The sequence below is a fragment of the Amycolatopsis sp. NPDC005232 genome (genome assembly GCF_040607795.1).
GTDB lineage: Bacteria > Actinomycetota > Actinomycetes > Mycobacteriales > Pseudonocardiaceae > Amycolatopsis.
The window spans coordinates 123244-139335 of record NZ_JBEXHL010000018.1 but is presented as its reverse complement, the minus strand read 5'-3'; the positions used below and the strand labels follow the sequence as shown (position 1 = coordinate 139335).

Here is a 16092-nt window from a genome sequence, read left to right as displayed (position 1 = left end):
ACATGGTTCGCAGGATTACGGACATCGCCCTCCCGTCCGCGCGCCCGCGGGGGCACGGTGGGACGCATGACCGAGAAGACGTTCGCCTTTGTCCTCTACCCCGGCCTCACGGTGCTCGACCTCGTAGGCCCGCTCCAGGTGCTGAGCGCGTTCGCCATGGCGGATCAGGACTTCCGCGTGGTGGTCGTGGGCGAGACCCTCGACCCGATCGGCACCGACACGCCCCTGCGGATCGCGCCCAGCCACACCTTCTCCGACATCCGCGAGCCCTACGGCGTCCTCGTCCCGGGCGGCTCCGCGCCGACCATGGAGGCGCTCGCGAACCGGCCGCTGATCGACTACCTGGCCACGACCGCGCGCACGGCCGAGCTGATGACGTCCGTCTGCACGGGCGCCCTGCTCCTCGGCGAGGCCGGCCTCCTCGACGGCCGCGAGGCCACCACCCACTGGATGTTCCGCGACCTGCTGCGTGCCTTCGGCGCCACCCCGGTCGCCCGCCGCTGGGTCGACGCCGGCCCCGTGATCACCGCCGCGGGCGTCTCGGCGGGCATCGACCTGGCCCTGCACCTCGTCGACCGCCTCGCCGGCCCCGACGTCGCCCGCACCATCCAGTTCGGCATCGAGTACGACCCGGAGCCGCCGCTGGGTCCGCTCGACTGGTCGAGCGCCCCGCATGGTGCTCTGAAGCCGTTGCTGGAACACACCCTGGGCGACAACGTCCTGGCCGACCGGCCGGATTTGAAGGCGAAGCTGCTCGCTCACGCCTGAGGCGGGAGACTGGCGCGAACGGACCGCTCGCGCCGGGTTCACCGCTCGAGTGGGCGGTGTTCCGGTGCACGGCGGGACTGTTCGCGCCGGGCCGCGCACGGTCGGGTGAGCGCTGCGGTGCGTTCGGTGGCCGGTGCGGTGCTGAGCGATGGTCGAGCGCCCGCACGGCACCGTGCAGCTGTTGCTGGAGCACGCCCTCGGCGACGACGTCCTGGCCGACCGGCCGGATTTGAGGGGCGAACCTGCTCGCTCAGGCCCGACCCGCGAGGCTGGCGCGAACGGACCGCTCGCGCCGCATTGTGTTGGCGGGTGGCGCGCGCTGGCGGCATCGGCTCGATACGGCGGTGCCGCGGGCGCGCGAGGAGTAGACGCGGCGGGACCACTAGCCCCGCGCCGCGCACGGTCGGGTGGGCGCTGCGTGGCGTTCGGTGAACGGACCGCTCGCCGAGCGAAGGTCGAGCGCGGCGGGACTGTTCGCGCCCAGTTGTCAGGCCGTGCGCGCCGCACTGGCCACCTGCCCGGCGGGTGCAGACGCGGGCCGGCGTGGAGGGACCGTGCACCCTTCCAACGGGGTGGGCCATCCGGGTGAGGGCCGCCCGAACAGCCGGGAGCGGAGGGTGGCGCAGGTACTTTCGGGTCGCTCGATCAGGTGACGTGCGGCCGTGGGGAGCTTGCGGTGCGGTTCCAGGTCCTCGGTCCGCTGGCGGCGACCGTCGTGTTGCCGTCGGCGGCGCAGCCGCGGCGGTTGCTCGCGTTGTTGCTCGCGCGGCCCAACGAGGTGGTCGGGCGGGCGACGATCGTCGACGAGCTGTGGCCCGACGGGGCGCCGCCGAGTGCGGCGGCGATCGTGCAGGTGACGGTGTCGAAGCTGCGCAAGGCGGTGTCGCCCGGGTTGGCCGCGGATGATCCGGGCCAGCGGCTCAAGTCGGGGCAGCGCGGGTACGTCCTCAGGGTGGCCGAAGGGGAGCTCGACGCCGCGGAGTTCGTCGCGCTCGCGTCGGCCGGGTTGGCGGCGGAGGACACCCAGGCGAAGCAAGAGCTGCTGACCCGCGCCCTCGCGTGCTGGCGGGGCGGGGCGTTCTGCGACGTCGCGACGGGACGGCTCGTCGAGGCGCACGAGGTGTGGCTGGAGGACCGCCGGCGGACGGTCCTGCTGCAGCTGGTGGAGCTGCAGCTCGCCGAGGGCGACGCGCAGGCCGTGGTGCACCGGCTCGCCCCCGTCGTGGCCGCGCGGCCCGCCGACGAACGGCTCGCCGGTCGCCTCGCCGGGGCGCTGGAGGGGCTGGGCCGCCGCGACGCCGCGCTCGACGTGCTGCGCCGCACGCGCCGCGCGCTGTGGGACGAGGCCGGCGTGGTGCCCGGCCCGGAGCTCGACGCGCTCTACCGCCGCATCGCCGGCGCCGATTGGACGGCCGGGGGCCCGCCCGCGCAGCTGCCCGCGCCCGTGCCCGACTTCACTGGCCGCGCAACGGAACTGGCCGCCGTCGCGCGGCACCTGCGCGCACCCGCGCCGGTCGTGGTCCACGGCGCCGCCGGGGCGGGCAAGAGCGCGCTCGCGGTGCACGCCGCGTGGCGGGCGCGGCGCCGCTTCCCCGACGGGCAGCTCGTGGCCGACCTTGCCACCACCGAACCCCGCGACATCCTCATCGCCTTCCTGCGTGCCCTCGGCGCCGCCACGGCCGAATTCACCGGCGATCTCACGGCGCTGGTCGCCGCTTGGCGCAGCCACACCGTCGACCTGCGGCTGCTGGTCCTGCTCGAAAACGCGCGTACCGAAGCCCGGGTCCGCCCCCTGTTGCCGAGTGGCTCCGGCTGCGGCGTCCTCGTGACGGCGCGGCGGCCGTTGCCAGGATTGGTGGCAGCCAGGGCGGTTCCCGTCGGTGATCTGTCCACTGCGGACTCGGCAGCGCTGCTCACCGCCGTCGCCGGCGAAGCCCGGATCGCGGCCGAGCCCGCCGCCGCCGACGAAGTGGTCGCTCGCTGCGCCGGGCTTCCCCTCGCCCTGCGCATCGCCGGGCTGCGGCTCGCTACCCGGCCCCACCTCCGGATCACGGACCTGGCCGCCCGCCTCGGCGACGACCGCCGCGCCCTCGACGAGCTCGCCGCCGGCGACGTCAGCGTCCGCGCGGCGATTCTTCCGGCGCTGCGCGAATGTTCCGCGGAAGACCGCGACCTCCTGCGCCTGCTGGGCTTGTTCCGCCGACCCGTGCCCGACTGGTGTGCCGCCGCGCTCCTCGCCGTCCGCCCCGCCGAAGCCCGCGACCGCCTCGAAGCCCTCGCCGACACCCACCTCCTGGCCGCAGACGACCACGGCCGCCACGCTGTCCCCCGCTTCGTCCGCCTCGGTCTGGCGCGGCTGCCCGGCGAACCCGACCAGTCCGCGCTGAAACGCACCCTCGAAGCCACCTTGGCCCTCGCCGAACGCGTGCTTTCCGCCCTGGACAAGGGTTTCACCCCGGTCGGACCCCCGTTCGCCCAGCCGGACGCCGGAGCCGCCCGCACCGCGACCGCCGACCCCGATGCTTGGCGACGCCGGGAAACCGAACTCGTCGCCACGGCCGCCCGGCTCGCCGGCCGCCACCACTGGCACGCCCTGGCCGCCCGTCTCTCCGACGCGTGCGCGGCCCTCGCCGGCACGCCGTGGCTCGGCCGCTCCGCGAGGGCGGTCTCGGTCGTCGGCCTCGCCGCGGCCCGCCGCCTCGGCGACCGCCCGGCCGAGGCGGGCAAGCTGTTCACCCTCGCGTCCGTCCACTGGCAGCTCGGCCGATCGCGCCAGGCTCGCACCTACTTCGCCATGGCCGGCACTCGCTTCAAGACGCTCGGCGACCCGCGCGGCCGAGGCGCCGCCCTGGTCGCGCTGGCCGACCTCGACGCCGACGCGGGCCAGGCCGAGCTCGCCGTCGAAGAGCTGCGCGAAGCCCTGGAGCTCCTGCGCGCGTGCGGCGACGTCCGGGGCCAGGCCATCGCGGCCGCCCAGTTCGGCGGCCTGTCGGAAGACCTCGGCGACCTCCGCCGCGCCGTCGAGAGCTTCGAAGCCGCCCTGCTGCTCGCCGGCGACTGCGCCGGCCGCTGGCACGACCAGGTCGCCAAGCGCTACGCCGACGTGCTCCGCCGCCACGGCCGCACCGACCGCGCCGCCGACCTGCTGACGGGCGCGCTCGGCGGCGCCGTCCGCACGCGCGAGCGCCACTGGGAAGCCCACGTGCTGCGCAGCCTCGGCGACCTCCACACCGACGCCGGCGAGGTCGCCGAGGGCGAGCGTTGCCTCACGCGCTCGCTCGACCTGTTCGAGCAGATCGGCCACCGGCACGCGGCCGCCTACACCCACCGCAGCCTCGCCGAGACCCGCCTGCGCGCGGCGGACCCGGCCGGCGCGCAGCAGCACCTGCGCCGCGCCATGGCCGTGTTCCGCGACCTGGACGACCGCCGCGGTACGGGCTACGCGCTGCTGAGCCTCGGCAAACTGCAGGCCGGCGCGGGCGAAGCACCCAAGGCTCTCGCCGGTGCCGCGGACGTCTTCCGCGACCTCGGCTTCCCGCTGTGGGAGCTGCGCGCGTTGCGGGAGCTCAACGCCGCTTCGAGTGATTCACCCGCCGGCGACCGGGCTCGTGAAGTCTTGGCGAAGATCAGGATCTGACGCGCGCCGCGACGCCCCCGGCGCGAGCGCGTTTGGCGTTCGTATGGAGCCGCGCACTTGGCTGCCTCTCGTCGTAAGTCCCCACGAGGAGGCAAAGTCATGCGCGTTCCTCCGATGCTGCCCAAGGCGGCCGTCGGACTGGCTGCCGCGGCGGCCATGACGGTGCTCGGTACGGCCACGGCTTCGGCCGCTCCCACCGTCACCAAGCTGACGCAGTCCCAGGCGGCGTCGCAGCTGTCGGCGGCGGGTGTCACGCACTCGTCCAGCGGCGGGTGCACCACGCGGTCGAACTCCACCTGCACGTCGTTCGAGCAGATCAACCAGACCACCGTCAGTGGCGTGATCACACTCAAGCGCGCCAGCGGCTGCGCGATCAACATCACCGGCGGCACCGAGGTCGGCCACGCCTCGGGCACCTACAGCCACTACAACGGCTACAAGGTGGACATCTCGCACAACAGCTGTATCGACGGCTACATCAAGAACAGTTTCGCCTACATCGGCCTGCGCGGCGACGGCTACCCGCAGTGGCAGGCCCCCTCCAGCAACCTCTACTGCGACGAGGGCAATCACTGGGACATCACCTACTACACCACCGGCGGCTGATCGGACCCTGTCGTTCGCACCGGCCGCGCGGCCGGCCGGGGACTGCCCACCACTGAGGGCGATGGGCAGTCTCCGGCCCGGCCCAGCAGCACCGATGACCGTTCCGCACCGTTACGGTCACTCCGGGTGACCCGTGAGGTCCCCCACCTGCGCGCCGCGCGGGGGTTGACCGGGCCGGGGGAGCGCGTACCGTCAGCCCAATGCCCCAGCGCCGAGGGGATTCCGGTCTCACCCTCCTGACCACCGTCCGCGACGACGACCTCGTGCTCGTCACCGCCGCGGGCGAGATCGACGCCGCCTCGGTCGGCGACTTCCGGACGGTGCTTGCCGCGGCGTGCGTGGTGGGGGACAAGCTCGTGGTCGACCTCTCGCGCGTCGCGTTCCTCAGCTGCGCCGGCCTGCGCGTGCTGGAGGAGACGAGCCGCACGCGCCCCGCGTTGTCCGTGGTCGCGACCGGACGCCTCGTGCTGCGGGTCTTCGACGTCACGGGCGCCGCCCAGGCCCTCGACGTGCAGCCGCGGCTCGTGGACGCCTGCGCGGCCGCCCGCGCCTGACCGGCCGCCGAACGGGTGGAGATCACCCCGGGCCCGTGCGAGCCGCGCCGATCGTGGGTACTCCACCCGTGAACCCGATCAAGGGAACCCGACTACGGCGAGGTGATCCGGGATGTCCACCACGACCGAACGCACCGGCGCGAACGGTGCCGTCGGCGCACTGGTCGGCGGCGCCGCGGGGCTGGCCGTGCTGGCCGGTCTGTACTTGATCATCGGCCCTTGGCTGGCGCGGTTCGGCGGCGCGGCCGAGCTCGCGATCAGCAACACGGTAGCCGGTCTGGCGATCATCGTGCTCGCCGCCGTGCGAGCGCGCACCACGCGCCCGCAGGCCCTCACGTGGGTCCTGCCGGTGCTCGGCGTCTGGGCCGCGGTGTCGCCGCTGGTCCTGCGCTACGGCGACGAGACCGCGCCGTCGGCGGGAGCGTTGACGGGCAACATCGTCGCCGGTGCCGTCGTGCTGCTGGCCGGTATCGCGCTGTGCCTGCGCCGCCCGGCTACCCGGGCTCGCTGAGCAGCCCGCGCCAGCGCGGCGCGGACTTCGGCCCGTGCACGACCTCCGCGGCGAGCACGGGCCGTACCCAGCGCGCATCGGGGTGGTCCGGCACGTCGGCCAACGGCGGCCGCGGTTGTTCCAGCTGCGCGAGCACCGCGGCGAGCGAGCCGAGTTCCTCCTGGGAGAAGCCGACTCCGACGCTGCCCGCGTAGCGCAGGCCCGCGCCGTCGGGCACGGCCAGCAGCAGTGAGCCGAACGTCCCGGCTCGCCGGCCGCCGCCGGGACGCCAGCCCGCGATGAGCACCCGGCGCACGTCCGGGGACTCCACGAACAGCCAGTCCGTGTTCGCCCGGCCCGGCCGGTACGGGCTGCTCCGGCGCTTCGCGATAAGGCCGGGCAGACCGTGGTCGCGGCTCGCCCGTGCGACGGCGCCGCCGTCGCCGAGGTGGGTCGGCGGCACCTGCCAGTGGTCGCCGGCGAGGCCCAGATCGTCGAGCAGCGCGCGGCGTTCGACATACGGCAGGGCCAGCCGCGAGCGGCCGTCGAGGTGCAGCACGTCGGAGACGAAGAAGAACGCGGGATGCCGGTCCACGAGCCGGCGCGCCGTTCCGGGGTCCGCTTCCGCGCGGCGGCGCAACCCTTGCGGGTCCGGCCTGCCCGCGGCGAACACCACGATCTGCCCGTCCAGCAACGCTTCCGTGGATCCGAGCTGTGCGGCGAGACCACGCAGCTCCGGGTAGCGCACGGTCACGTCTGCGCCGGTCTCGTCGACGGCCGTCACGCGCGCGCCGCCCGCGCGCACGAGCGTGCGACGGCCCGGCCACGCGAACTCGTACGCCCAGTCGCCGTCCTCGGCGGTGGAGGGCATGCGTCCCGGCCGGGCGGGCATCGGCGCGAGGAACCGCGGCGTGTCCTCGTGGCCGGGCTCGGCGGGGTCGAGCCGACGCAGCCGCCAGCCGTCCGCCTCTCCCGCCTCGGTGCTGCCTCGGTCGAGCTCGTAGCGGCCCCGCAGGCGTTCGCCGTGGAGCACGAACTCGATGCGGTGCTCGTGCCAGTGCACGGTTTCGTAGCGGCCGCGGTCCCACACCTCGACCGTCCCGGCACCGTACTCGCCCGCCGGGATCTCGCCTTCGAAGTCCGCGTAGGCCACAGGCTGGTCGTCGATGCGGATGGCGAGCCGGCCGCGGCCGGGGGAGCGGGGCAGGCCGCGCGGGACGGTCCACGACGTGAGCACCCCACCGCGTTCGAGGCGGAAATCCCAGTGCAGCTGCGAAGCGCGGTGTTCCTGGACCACGAACACGCCACTGTTTTCGATGAGGCGCTGGTCAGTGGGGTGCTGGTCGACGGGATGCTTCTCGACGGGATGCTTCTCGACGGGATGCTCGGGTGCCGCTTCGGGTGCCTGGCCGAGTGCGCGTCGGCGCCGGCGTTCGGCGAGTTCGTCCGCCATCGCAGGCGTGGCACCCCCGTCCCTTCGGGTGCGCTTACCTTAGCGCCCGATCACGCCAGCACGCGCTCCAGCCACGCCTGCCAGGCCTTGCCTTCCTGCTCGACGTCGGCGTCTCCGGCGAACAGGTGGTGCCCGATCGCGATCGGCATCCCCATCCCCGACCGCTCGTGGAAGCGGTAGAGCGCGTCCGGGGTCCGGATGCCCACGTAGTGCGGGGTCGTGTAGTCGAGGATCCCGTCGACAGGCGCGACGCCGTCGACCGCGAACCGCACCGGCTGCCCGGCCTCGGGCGCGTCCGGCAGCCCCAGCGCGCGCACCAGCTTCGGCCAGGCTTCCGGCGACGCCGACGACTCCGGACCGGCGGCGATCACGAACCGCGCGCGGCGGCCGGGGAAGTGCTGCAGGAGCTGGCCGAGCGTGTGCAGGTACATGTCCCAGCCGCGGCTGAAGCCCTCGTGGTACTCCTCGCCCCAGTCCTGCGCGGTGAAGCCGTGGTGGATGAAGCGCAGCACCGACGTACCGCCCTCGGCCGCCTCCACGAGGAACTCGAAGGCGTCGAAGCTGCCGTCGGGCGCCGGCGTCGCGCGGTAGGCGAAGCGCCGCGGCGGCTCCCACGTGGTGATCTCGGCTTCGCTCGTGAACTCGCCCATGGCGAAGCGGACGCGCCGCGCCTGGGCGTCGACCTCGTGCTTGCCCATGAACCACGAGTCGATGCCCGGTCCCGTGGCCACGGCGTCCCACACGGCCTCCGGGGGTGCGGGCAGACGGACCTTCTTGGTTACGTCGAACTCGTGGGTCATGACCGGTTCCTCCTCACCTGGCGGGAATTCCACGGTGTCATTGACAAGAATAGTTGTCAAGGGCGAGCGACGTTCACCGGGAGGTGCGAGACTGCCGGGGACCCGAGGGAAAGGACCGCTCATGGCGACCGTGGCCGACCAGCTGATCGACGTTCTCGTGCAGTCCGGCGTGCGCCGCATCTACGGCGTGGTCGGCGACAGCCTCAACCCCGTGGTCGACGCCGTGCGCCGCACCGGCGGCTCGGCGCGCGGCGGGATCGACTGGGTGCACGTGCGCAACGAGGAGGCCGGCGCGTTCGCCGCGGCCGCCGAGGCGCAGCTCACCGGTGAGCTGGCCGTGTGCGCGGGCAGCTGCGGTCCTGGCAACCTGCATCTGCTGCAAGGGGTCTACGACGCGCACCGCTCGGGCGCGCCGGTGCTCGCGCTCGCGTCGCACATCCCGTCGACTCAGATCGGCACCGGCTTCTTCCAGGAGACGCACCCGCAGCAGCTGTTCGCGGAGTGCTCGCACTACTGCGAGCTGGTGAGCGGCCCCGAGCAGATGCCGCGGCTCGCGCGGATCGCGGTGCAGAACGCGGTGGGCCGGCGCGGCGCGGCCGTGCTGGTGCTGCCCGGCGACGTCTCGCACGAGTCCGCCGTGAACCCGACGGGGGTGTCGGCGCCGCTCGGCACTCCACCGGCCATCGTGCCCGCCGCAGCCGACGTCGACCGGCTCGTGGAGCGGATCAACCGCGCCGAGAAGGTGATGATCATGGCCGGCGCGGGCTGCCGCGACGCCCACGAAGACCTCCTCGCGCTGGCCGACACGATCGGCGCGCCCGTGGGGCATTCCTTGCGGGGCAAGGAGTTCGTGCAGTACGACAACCCGTTCGACGTCGGCATGAGCGGCCTGCTCGGCTACGGCTCCTGCTACGACGCGATGCACGAGGCCGACCTCGTGCTGCTGCTCGGCACCGACTTCCCGTACGACACGTTCCTGCCGCAGCGCAACACCGTGCAGGTGGACATCGACCCCGCCCGCATCGGGCGCCGCTCGGTGCTCGAGTTCGGGGTGCTGGGCGACGTCGGCGCCACGATCCGCGCCGCCCTGCCGCGGCTGCGCCGCCGCGAGGACCGCTCGTTCCTGCACAGCATGCTGCACAAGCACGAACGCAGCCTGCAGCGCGTGGTCGACGCGTACACCAGCGACGTCGCGCAGCGCGTGCCGCTGCACCCGGAGTACGTCGCCGACATCCTCGACGAGGAGGCCGCCGACGACGCGGTGTTCACCGTGGACACCGGCATGGGCAACGTCTGGGCGGCCCGCTACGTCACACCCAACGGCCGGCGCCGGCTGATCGGCTCGTTCGTGCACGGCAGCATGGCCAACGCCCTGCCCCACGCCATCGGCGTGCAGTCGGCCGCGCCGGGCCGCCAGGTCGTGGCGATGTGCGGCGACGGCGGGCTGGCGATGCTGATGGGGGAGCTGCTCACGCTGAAGACCCACGCGCTGCCCGTGAAAGCCGTGGTGTTCAACAACTCCTCGCTCGGCATGGTGAAGCTCGAGATGCTCGTGGACGGCCTGCCCGAGTTCGGCACCGACCACGACTCGGTCGACTTCGCCGCCATCGCCCGCGCGTCGGGCCTGCACTCGCGCCGGGTCGAGAAGCCGGCCGACGTGCGCGAGGGCATCCGCGAGATCCTCGACCACGACGGCCCCGCGGTCCTCGACGTGGTGACCGATCCCAACGCGCTGTCGATCCCGCCGAACATCACCGCCGCCCAGGTGCGCGGCTTCGCGCTCGCCGCGAGCCGCACGGTCCTCGGCGGCGGCGTGGGCAAGATGCTGCAGCTGGCGAAGTCCAACCTGCGCAACGTGCCCCGTCTGTAGAACGCCTGGAGAACCGGAGCCCGTAAACGCATCCGGGGCGGCGCCACCGTGTTTCATCACAGTGGCACCGCCCCGGATCGGACACCCCCGGCGGATCAGTCCGTCTCGGCCATCGCCTCGGCGAACTGCGCCGCGTACAGGCGGGAGTACGCGCCGCCCGCGTGCAGAAGGGTTTCGTGGTCGCCCTGCTCCACGATGCGGCCCGACTCCATCACCAGGATCACGTCCGCGTCGCGGATCGTGGACAGGCGGTGGGCGATCACGAAGCTCGTGCGGCCCTCGCGCAGCGAGTTCATCGCGTGCTGGATGAGTACCTCCGTGCGGGTGTCCACGGAGCTGGTCGCCTCGTCGAGGATGAGGATGGCCGGCTTCGCGAGGAACGCCCGCGCCACCGTGATCAGCTGCTTCTCACCGGCGCTGACCGTGCCGCCCTCGTCGTCGATCACCGTGGCGTAGCCGTCGGGCAGCGTGCGCACGAAGCGGTCCACGTACGTCGCGGTGGCCGCTTCCACGACCTGCTCGTGGGTCACGTCGTCGGCGCCGTAGGCGATGTTCTCCTCGATGGTGCCGCCGAACAGCCACGCGTCCTGCAGGACCATGCCGGTCTTGTCGCGCAGCTCCTCGCGGTTCATCTTCGCGATGTCCACGCCGTCGAGCGTGATGCGCCCGCTGTCGATCTCGTAGAACCGCATCAGCAGGTTCACCAGTGTGGTCTTGCCGGCACCGGTCGGGCCGACGATCGCGACCGTCTGGCCCGGCTCCACCGTGAGCGAGAGGTCCTCGATCAGCGGCGTGTCCTCGAGGTAGCGGAAGGATACGTCGTGGAACTCGACCTTGCCGTGGACCACGGCCGGGCGCTGTGGGTCCGCCGGCTCGGGCTCCTGCTCCTTCGCGTCGAGCAGCGCGAACACCCGCTCGGCCGAGGCGACACCCGACTGCAGCAGGTTCGCCATGCTCGCGATCTGCGTCACCGGCTGGCTGAACTGGCGCGAGTACTGGATGAACGCCTGCACGTCGCCCAGCGTCAGGCTGCCCGACGCCACGCGCAGCGCGCCGATCACGGCCACCAGCACGTAGTTCAGGTTGCCGATGAACATCATCGCCGGCTGGATCGTGCCGGAGATGAACTGCGCCCGGAAGCTCGCGTTGTACAGCGTGTCGTTCTGCTCGCGGAACATCGCTTCGGCCTCTTCGCGCCGGCCGAAGACCTTCACCAGCGAGTGGCCGGTGTACATCTCCTCGATGTGCGCGTTGAGCTTTCCGGTCGTGGCCCACTGCTTGATGAACTGCGGTTGCGCCCGCTTGCCGATCTTGGCCGCGATGAACACCGAGGCGGGCACGGTCAGCAGCGCGATGATCGCGAGCAGCGGTGAGATCAGGAACATCATCACCAGCACGCCGATCACCGTCAGCACCGAGGTGACGATCTGCGCGAGCGTCTGCTGCAACGACTGCGCGAGGTTGTCGATGTCGTTGGTGACGCGGCTGAGCACCTCACCGCGCGGCTGGCGGTCGAAGTAGCGCAACGGCAGCCGCGCGAGCTTCTCCTCGACGTCGCGGCGCAGCGAGTACACCGCGCCCTGCACGAGGCTCGTCGTCAGGCGCGCCTGGATCAGGCCGAAGAACGACGCGATCACGTACAGCGCCAGCACGATCAGCAGCACCTGGCCCACGGCCGTGAAGTCGATGCCCTGGCCCGGCACGATGTCGGCGCGAGCGAAGATGTCCGCGAGCGTGGTGTTGCCCTGTGCCCGCAGGCCGGCGACGACGGCGTCCTTCGTGACGCCGGAGGGCAGGTTCTTGCCGATCACGCCCGCGAAGATCAGGTCGGTGGCGCGCGCGAGGATCTTCGGCCCGATCACGGTCAGCGCGACGCTCACCGTGCCGAGGATCAGCACGCCGATCAGCGCCGCCCGCTGCGGCCTCAGCAGGCGCAGCAGCCGGGCCAGCGACCCCTTGAAGTCCATCGCCTTCTCCGGCGGCATGCCGCCGGCCATGAACCGCCCCGGCCCCGCGGCGGGCGCGACGTTCTTGTTGCGCGCCGCAGTCGGCCGTTCGCCGACCTCCGTCGCGACGGCTCCCGTGGTGCCCTCTTCCTCGCTCACGCCGCCTCCTGTGTCTTGCGGGACACCCGCACCCGGTCGGCGTCGTTGGTAAGCGTCCGCCATTGTGTACTCACGCCGCCTCCTGCTCGGTCAGCTGCGAAAGCACGATCTCGCGATACGTTTCGTTGCCGTCCATCAGTTCGTGGTGGGTTCCGGTGCCGACGACGCGCCCGTCGTCGAGGACGATGATGCGGTCGGCGCCCCGGATGGTGCTCACGCGCTGCGCGACGATGACCACCGTCGCCTCGCGGGTCTCGTCGGTCAGCGCGCGGCGCAGCGCCGCGTCGGTGGCGTAGTCCAGCGCGCTGAACGAGTCGTCGAACAGGTAGATCTCAGGTTTGTGCACCAGCATCCGCGCGATGGCGAGACGCTGGCGCTGCCCGCCCGAGACGTTCGTGCCGCCCTGGGCGATCGGGGAGGCGAGCCCTTCGGTCATCTTCTGCACGAAGTCCTTGCCCTGCGCCACTTCCAGCGCGTGCCAGAGCTCGTCGTCGGTGGCGTCCGGGTTGCCGTAACGCAGGTTGCTCGCCACCGTGCCCGCGAACAGGTACGGCTTCTGCGGCACCATCCCGACGGCCGAGGCGAGCACGGCCGGGTCGAGCTCGCGTACGTCGACGCCGTCCACGCGGACGGTGCCGGAGGTGGCGTCCATGAGCCGGGGGATCAGGTTGAGCAGGGTGGTCTTGCCGCTGCCGGTGCTGCCGATCACGGCGGTGGTCTCACCGGGGCGCGCGCTCAGCGAGATGTCGCGCAGCACCGCCTTCTCCGCGCCGGGGTAGCAGAACTCGACGCCGGTCAGCTCCAGCACGCCGTGCACGCGGCCGGGGGAGACCGGCTTCAGCGGCGGGCGGACGCTCGACTCGGTGTCGAGGACCTCGGAGATGCGCTCGGCGCTCACCTCGGCGCGCGGCACCATCATGAACATGAACGTGGCCATCATGACCGACATCAGGATCTGCAGCAGGTAGGCCAGGAACGCCGTCAGCGCGCCGATCTGCATCGAGCCGCTCTCGATGCGGTGCCCGCCGAACCACAGCACGGCGACGCTCGAGACGTTGACCACCAGCATCACGGTGGGGAACATCAGCGCCATCAGCCGGCCGACGCGCAGCGACACGGTGAGCAGCTCGTCGTTGGCCTGGCCGAAGCGTTCGCGCTCGCGCTTGTCTCGCACGAACGCGCGGATCACGCGGATGCCCATGATCTGCTCGCGCATCACCTGGTTGATCTTGTCGATGCGCACCTGCATGAGCCGGAACGCCGGACGCATGCGGGCGATGATCAGGCCGACGGCGACGCCCAGCACCGGCACGATCACCAGCAGCAGCGACGAGAGCGGCACGTCCTGGTTCAGCGCCAGGACGATGCCGCCGACGCACATGATCGGCGCCGACACCATCAGCGTCAGCGTCATCAGCACCAGCATCTGGACCTGCTGCACGTCGTTGGTGGTGCGGGTGATGAGCGAGGGTGTGCCGAACTGGCCGACCTCGCGGGCGGAGAAGTCCTGGACCCGGTGGAACACCGAGCCGCGCAAGTCGCGGCCCAGGGACATGGCGGTGCGGGCGCCGAAGTAGACGGCGCCGATCGAGCCGGCGATCTGCACCAGCGTGACCAGCAGCATCATGCCGCCGATCCGCATGATGTAGCCGGTGTCGCCTTTCACGAGCCCGTTGTCGACGATGTCGGCGTTGAGCGTCGGCAGGTACAGCGCGGCCAGCGTCTGCACCAGCTGCAGGACGACGACCAGCCAAATGGTCGTCTTGTAGGGGCGCAGATGACTGCGCAACAGGCGGATCAGCACGGGTCGGTTCTCCCCCAGGATGGTGTTCTGTGGTGGTGTGTCTGTTTTGGACGGTTCGGGTGGCTCATGGTGCGGTGGCACTCGCCGCGGCCGCGGCCAGGGTGGGCATGCCCGCGGACGCCTCCCGCAGCAGGTCCACGAACGTGGGCAGGAACTCGGCGTCCGGCCCGGAGGTCAGCCACGTGTGGAACGCGATGCGGGAAGCGCTCTGTACGATCCCCGCGAGCATCCTCGCGTGCAACGGATTTGCGGTGCTGCCCGCCCGTTCGGTGACGGCTTCGGCCAGTACGCGCTCCACGGTGGCGTGCGCGCGCAGCATCTCGGCGAACAGCCCGGCGTTGCGCACCATGTCGCGCATGCGGCGCACGTCCTCGCGCCGGGGCGAGCCGTCGCGTGAGGCCTGCTCCACCGCCGCGTTGATCACGGCCTCCCACAGCGGCTCGTGGGCCGGCCGGGCCCGCAGTGCCTCCCGCACGCGCTCCTGCTGCGCGACGATGAACGAGCAGACCGCCTCCTCCTTGCTGGAGAAGTAGTTGTTGAACGTGCGTGGCGACACGCCGACCTCGCTCGCGATGTCCTCGACTCGCAGCTGGTCCAGGCCACGCTCGAGCGCGAGCCGCAGCGCCGCGGCACCCAGCGCCTGCCGGGCCGCCTGCTTCTTGCGTTCGCGCAGCCCGAGCGCGGGTGCCACGGATTCGGAGGTCATGCGAACCAGCGTAGCAAAAGTGCGGGGCACGCAATAATCTGCGTGCCCCGCACTTTTGCGTGACGCGGCACATCCGGGGAGCCGCTACCCCGGGTGACCGGTCGCGGCCGGTCGTCGCAGGTCAGGCTGGGCCGGTCGGAGGCCGCGCCGACCGGCGGGACTGTCGGGATCGGATGATCCGGGCTACGGTTGTTACCGAGCGTGAGTGGAGCACCGGCAGACGGCGGAGGAGCGCGCATGCGGTCGATGTGGAAGGGCTCGGTCTCGTTCGGGCTGGTCAGCATCCCGATCCAGCTGTACGCGGCCACGGAGAACAAGAACGTCTCGCTGCGCCAGGTGCACGAGTCCGACGGCGGCCGCATCCAGTACAAGCGCTTCTGCTCGGTCGACGGGCAGGAGGTGCCCTACGCCGAGATCGCCAAGGGCTACGAGCTGCCCGACGGCGAGATGGTCGTGATCACCGACGCCGACCTCGCCGACCTGCCGCTGGCCACGCAGCGCACGATCGACGTGCTGGAGTTCGTGCCGCTCGAGTCGATCGACCCGATCCAGTTCGACAAGACCTACTACCTCGAGCCGCAGAAGAACGCCGTCAAGCCGTACGTGGTGCTGCGCGACGCGCTGCACAAGGCCAGCCACGTGGCGATCGCCAAGGTCGCCGTGCGCCAGCGCGAGAGCCTGGCGCTGCTGCGCGTGGTGTCCGATGTGCTCGTGATGACCACGATGCTCTGGCCCGACGAGGTGCGCACGCCCGATTTCCCGTTCCTGCGCGAGGATCCGCCGCAGGTGCGCCCGCAGGAGCTGACCATGGCCGGCTCGCTGATCGATTCGCTGTCGGAACCGGTGTTCGAGTCCGAAAAGTACACCGACGGCTACCGTGAGGCGCTCGAATCCGTGATCGAGGCCAAGGTCTCGGGCAACGAGACGACGAAACCCGGTGCGGTGGCGGCGAAAGCCGACGTCGTCGACCTCATGGCGGCCCTGGAGGCGAGCGTTTCCGAAGCCCGCAAGACGCGCTCGGCGGCGCCGGCCAAGAGCACCTCGTCGCGCTCTCGCAAGGCCGCGCCGGACGAGGAGAAGCCGGCCAAGAAGGCCGCTCCGCGGACCCGTCGGCCGAAGAGCGCCTGAGCGAGCTTTCCCGCCGAGCCGCGGGAAAGCCGCGGGAAACCCGGGGAAATCACCGTCGGTCCGAGATCACCGGACCGACTGCGGCGACACGCCGCCCGTATGCCAGACTCTGGCGCCCACCGGTGGTACCAAGAAGCTGTCCGGTCTGATAAGAGCCGGTGGTGACTTGAA

12 protein-coding genes are annotated in these 16092 nt (G+C 71.9%); 7 read left to right on the top strand and 5 right to left on the bottom strand.

Going from position 1 to position 16092, the window contains the following annotated elements; all coding sequences use genetic code 11:
* The first annotated feature begins 66 nt into the window (after positions 1-66).
* The 5 genes from ABZU76_RS30980 (at position 67) to ABZU76_RS30960 (ending at position 6076) form a co-directional block, all read left to right on the top strand.
* The gene (locus ABZU76_RS30980) at positions 67-768 is read left to right on the top strand and encodes a DJ-1/PfpI family protein (RefSeq protein WP_354875626.1); all 702 of its coding nucleotides are present in this window, start codon (positions 67-69) and stop codon (positions 766-768) included.
* Between the two features lie 676 nt (positions 769-1444).
* Positions 1445-4405 (top strand): BTAD domain-containing putative transcriptional regulator, encoded by a 2961-nt coding sequence (locus ABZU76_RS30975; RefSeq protein ID WP_354875624.1) that lies wholly within the window; start codon positions 1445-1447, stop codon positions 4403-4405.
* A 99-nt stretch (positions 4406-4504) separates the two neighbouring features.
* Positions 4505-5011: a hypothetical protein gene (locus ABZU76_RS30970; protein WP_354875622.1), complete on the top strand. Its 507-nt coding sequence runs from the start codon at positions 4505-4507 to the stop codon at positions 5009-5011.
* Between the two features lie 200 nt (positions 5012-5211).
* On the top strand, positions 5212-5565 hold the full coding sequence (locus ABZU76_RS30965) for an STAS domain-containing protein (protein WP_354875620.1): 354 nt from the start codon (positions 5212-5214) through the stop codon (positions 5563-5565).
* Positions 5566-5677: 112 nt separating this feature from the next.
* Positions 5678-6076, top strand: a complete 399-nt coding sequence (locus ABZU76_RS30960) for an SPW repeat protein (protein WP_354875618.1) — start codon at positions 5678-5680, stop codon at positions 6074-6076.
* Here ABZU76_RS30960 and ABZU76_RS30955 read toward each other — a convergent pair.
* A complete protein-coding gene (locus ABZU76_RS30955; protein ID WP_354875616.1) occupies positions 6060-7508 on the bottom strand; it encodes a DNA polymerase ligase N-terminal domain-containing protein in 1449 nt (482 codons plus the stop codon). The genes ABZU76_RS30960 and ABZU76_RS30955 overlap by 17 nt on opposite strands.
* Positions 7509-7558: 50 nt before the next feature.
* Positions 7559-8308 (bottom strand): SRPBCC domain-containing protein, encoded by a 750-nt coding sequence (locus ABZU76_RS30950; protein ID WP_354875614.1) that lies wholly within the window; start codon positions 8306-8308, stop codon positions 7559-7561.
* A 121-nt stretch (positions 8309-8429) separates the two neighbouring features.
* Between ABZU76_RS30950 and ABZU76_RS30945 the strand changes: the two genes are divergently transcribed.
* Complete coding sequence (locus ABZU76_RS30945; protein ID WP_354875612.1) at positions 8430-10178, top strand: pyruvate dehydrogenase; 1749 nt, start codon at positions 8430-8432, stop codon at positions 10176-10178.
* Positions 10179-10273: 95 nt separating this feature from the next.
* Here the strand turns inward: ABZU76_RS30945 and ABZU76_RS30940 are convergent, their stop codons facing one another.
* From ABZU76_RS30940 to ABZU76_RS30930, 3 genes are all read right to left on the bottom strand, one after another.
* Positions 10274-12163 carry an ABC transporter ATP-binding protein gene (locus tag ABZU76_RS30940; protein ID WP_354875737.1) on the bottom strand — a complete coding sequence of 630 codons (1890 nt, stop codon included), beginning with the start codon at positions 12161-12163 and terminating at the stop codon, positions 10274-10276.
* Positions 12164-12353: 190 nt separating this feature from the next.
* A complete protein-coding gene (locus tag ABZU76_RS30935) occupies positions 12354-14087 on the bottom strand; it encodes an ABC transporter ATP-binding protein (RefSeq protein ID WP_354875610.1) in 1734 nt (577 codons plus the stop codon).
* A 64-nt stretch (positions 14088-14151) separates the two neighbouring features.
* A complete protein-coding gene (locus ABZU76_RS30930; protein WP_354875608.1) occupies positions 14152-14793 on the bottom strand; it encodes a TetR family transcriptional regulator in 642 nt (213 codons plus the stop codon).
* A gap of 237 nt (positions 14794-15030) precedes the next feature.
* Between ABZU76_RS30930 and ABZU76_RS30925 the strand changes: the two genes are divergently transcribed.
* Positions 15031-15921 (top strand): Ku protein, encoded by an 891-nt coding sequence (locus tag ABZU76_RS30925; RefSeq protein WP_220241330.1) that lies wholly within the window; start codon positions 15031-15033, stop codon positions 15919-15921.
* The last annotated feature ends 171 nt before the right edge of the window (positions 15922-16092 follow it).

What these genes read in the sequence shown, in the direction of transcription:
- ABZU76_RS30980 (WP_354875626.1), top strand. Translation starts at nt 67, where the DNA reads ATGACCGAGAAGACGTTCGCCTTTGTCCTCTACCCCGGCCTCACGGTG.
- ABZU76_RS30970 (WP_354875622.1), top strand. Translation starts at nt 4,505, where the DNA reads ATGCGCGTTCCTCCGATGCTGCCCAAGGCGGCCGTCGGACTGGCTGCC.
- ABZU76_RS30955 (WP_354875616.1), bottom strand. Translation starts at nt 7,508, where the DNA reads ATGGCGGACGAACTCGCCGAACGCCGGCGCCGACGCGCACTCGGCCAG.
- ABZU76_RS30925 (WP_220241330.1), top strand. Translation starts at nt 15,031, where the DNA reads ATGCGGTCGATGTGGAAGGGCTCGGTCTCGTTCGGGCTGGTCAGCATC.
- ABZU76_RS30965 (WP_354875620.1), top strand. Translation starts at nt 5,212, where the DNA reads ATGCCCCAGCGCCGAGGGGATTCCGGTCTCACCCTCCTGACCACCGTC.
- ABZU76_RS30940 (WP_354875737.1), bottom strand. Translation starts at nt 12,163, where the DNA reads ATGCCGCCGGAGAAGGCGATGGACTTCAAGGGGTCGCTGGCCCGGCTG.
- ABZU76_RS30960 (WP_354875618.1), top strand. Translation starts at nt 5,678, where the DNA reads ATGTCCACCACGACCGAACGCACCGGCGCGAACGGTGCCGTCGGCGCA.
- ABZU76_RS30950 (WP_354875614.1), bottom strand. Translation starts at nt 8,308, where the DNA reads ATGACCCACGAGTTCGACGTAACCAAGAAGGTCCGTCTGCCCGCACCC.
- ABZU76_RS30945 (WP_354875612.1), top strand. Translation starts at nt 8,430, where the DNA reads ATGGCGACCGTGGCCGACCAGCTGATCGACGTTCTCGTGCAGTCCGGC.
- ABZU76_RS30930 (WP_354875608.1), bottom strand. Translation starts at nt 14,793, where the DNA reads ATGACCTCCGAATCCGTGGCACCCGCGCTCGGGCTGCGCGAACGCAAG.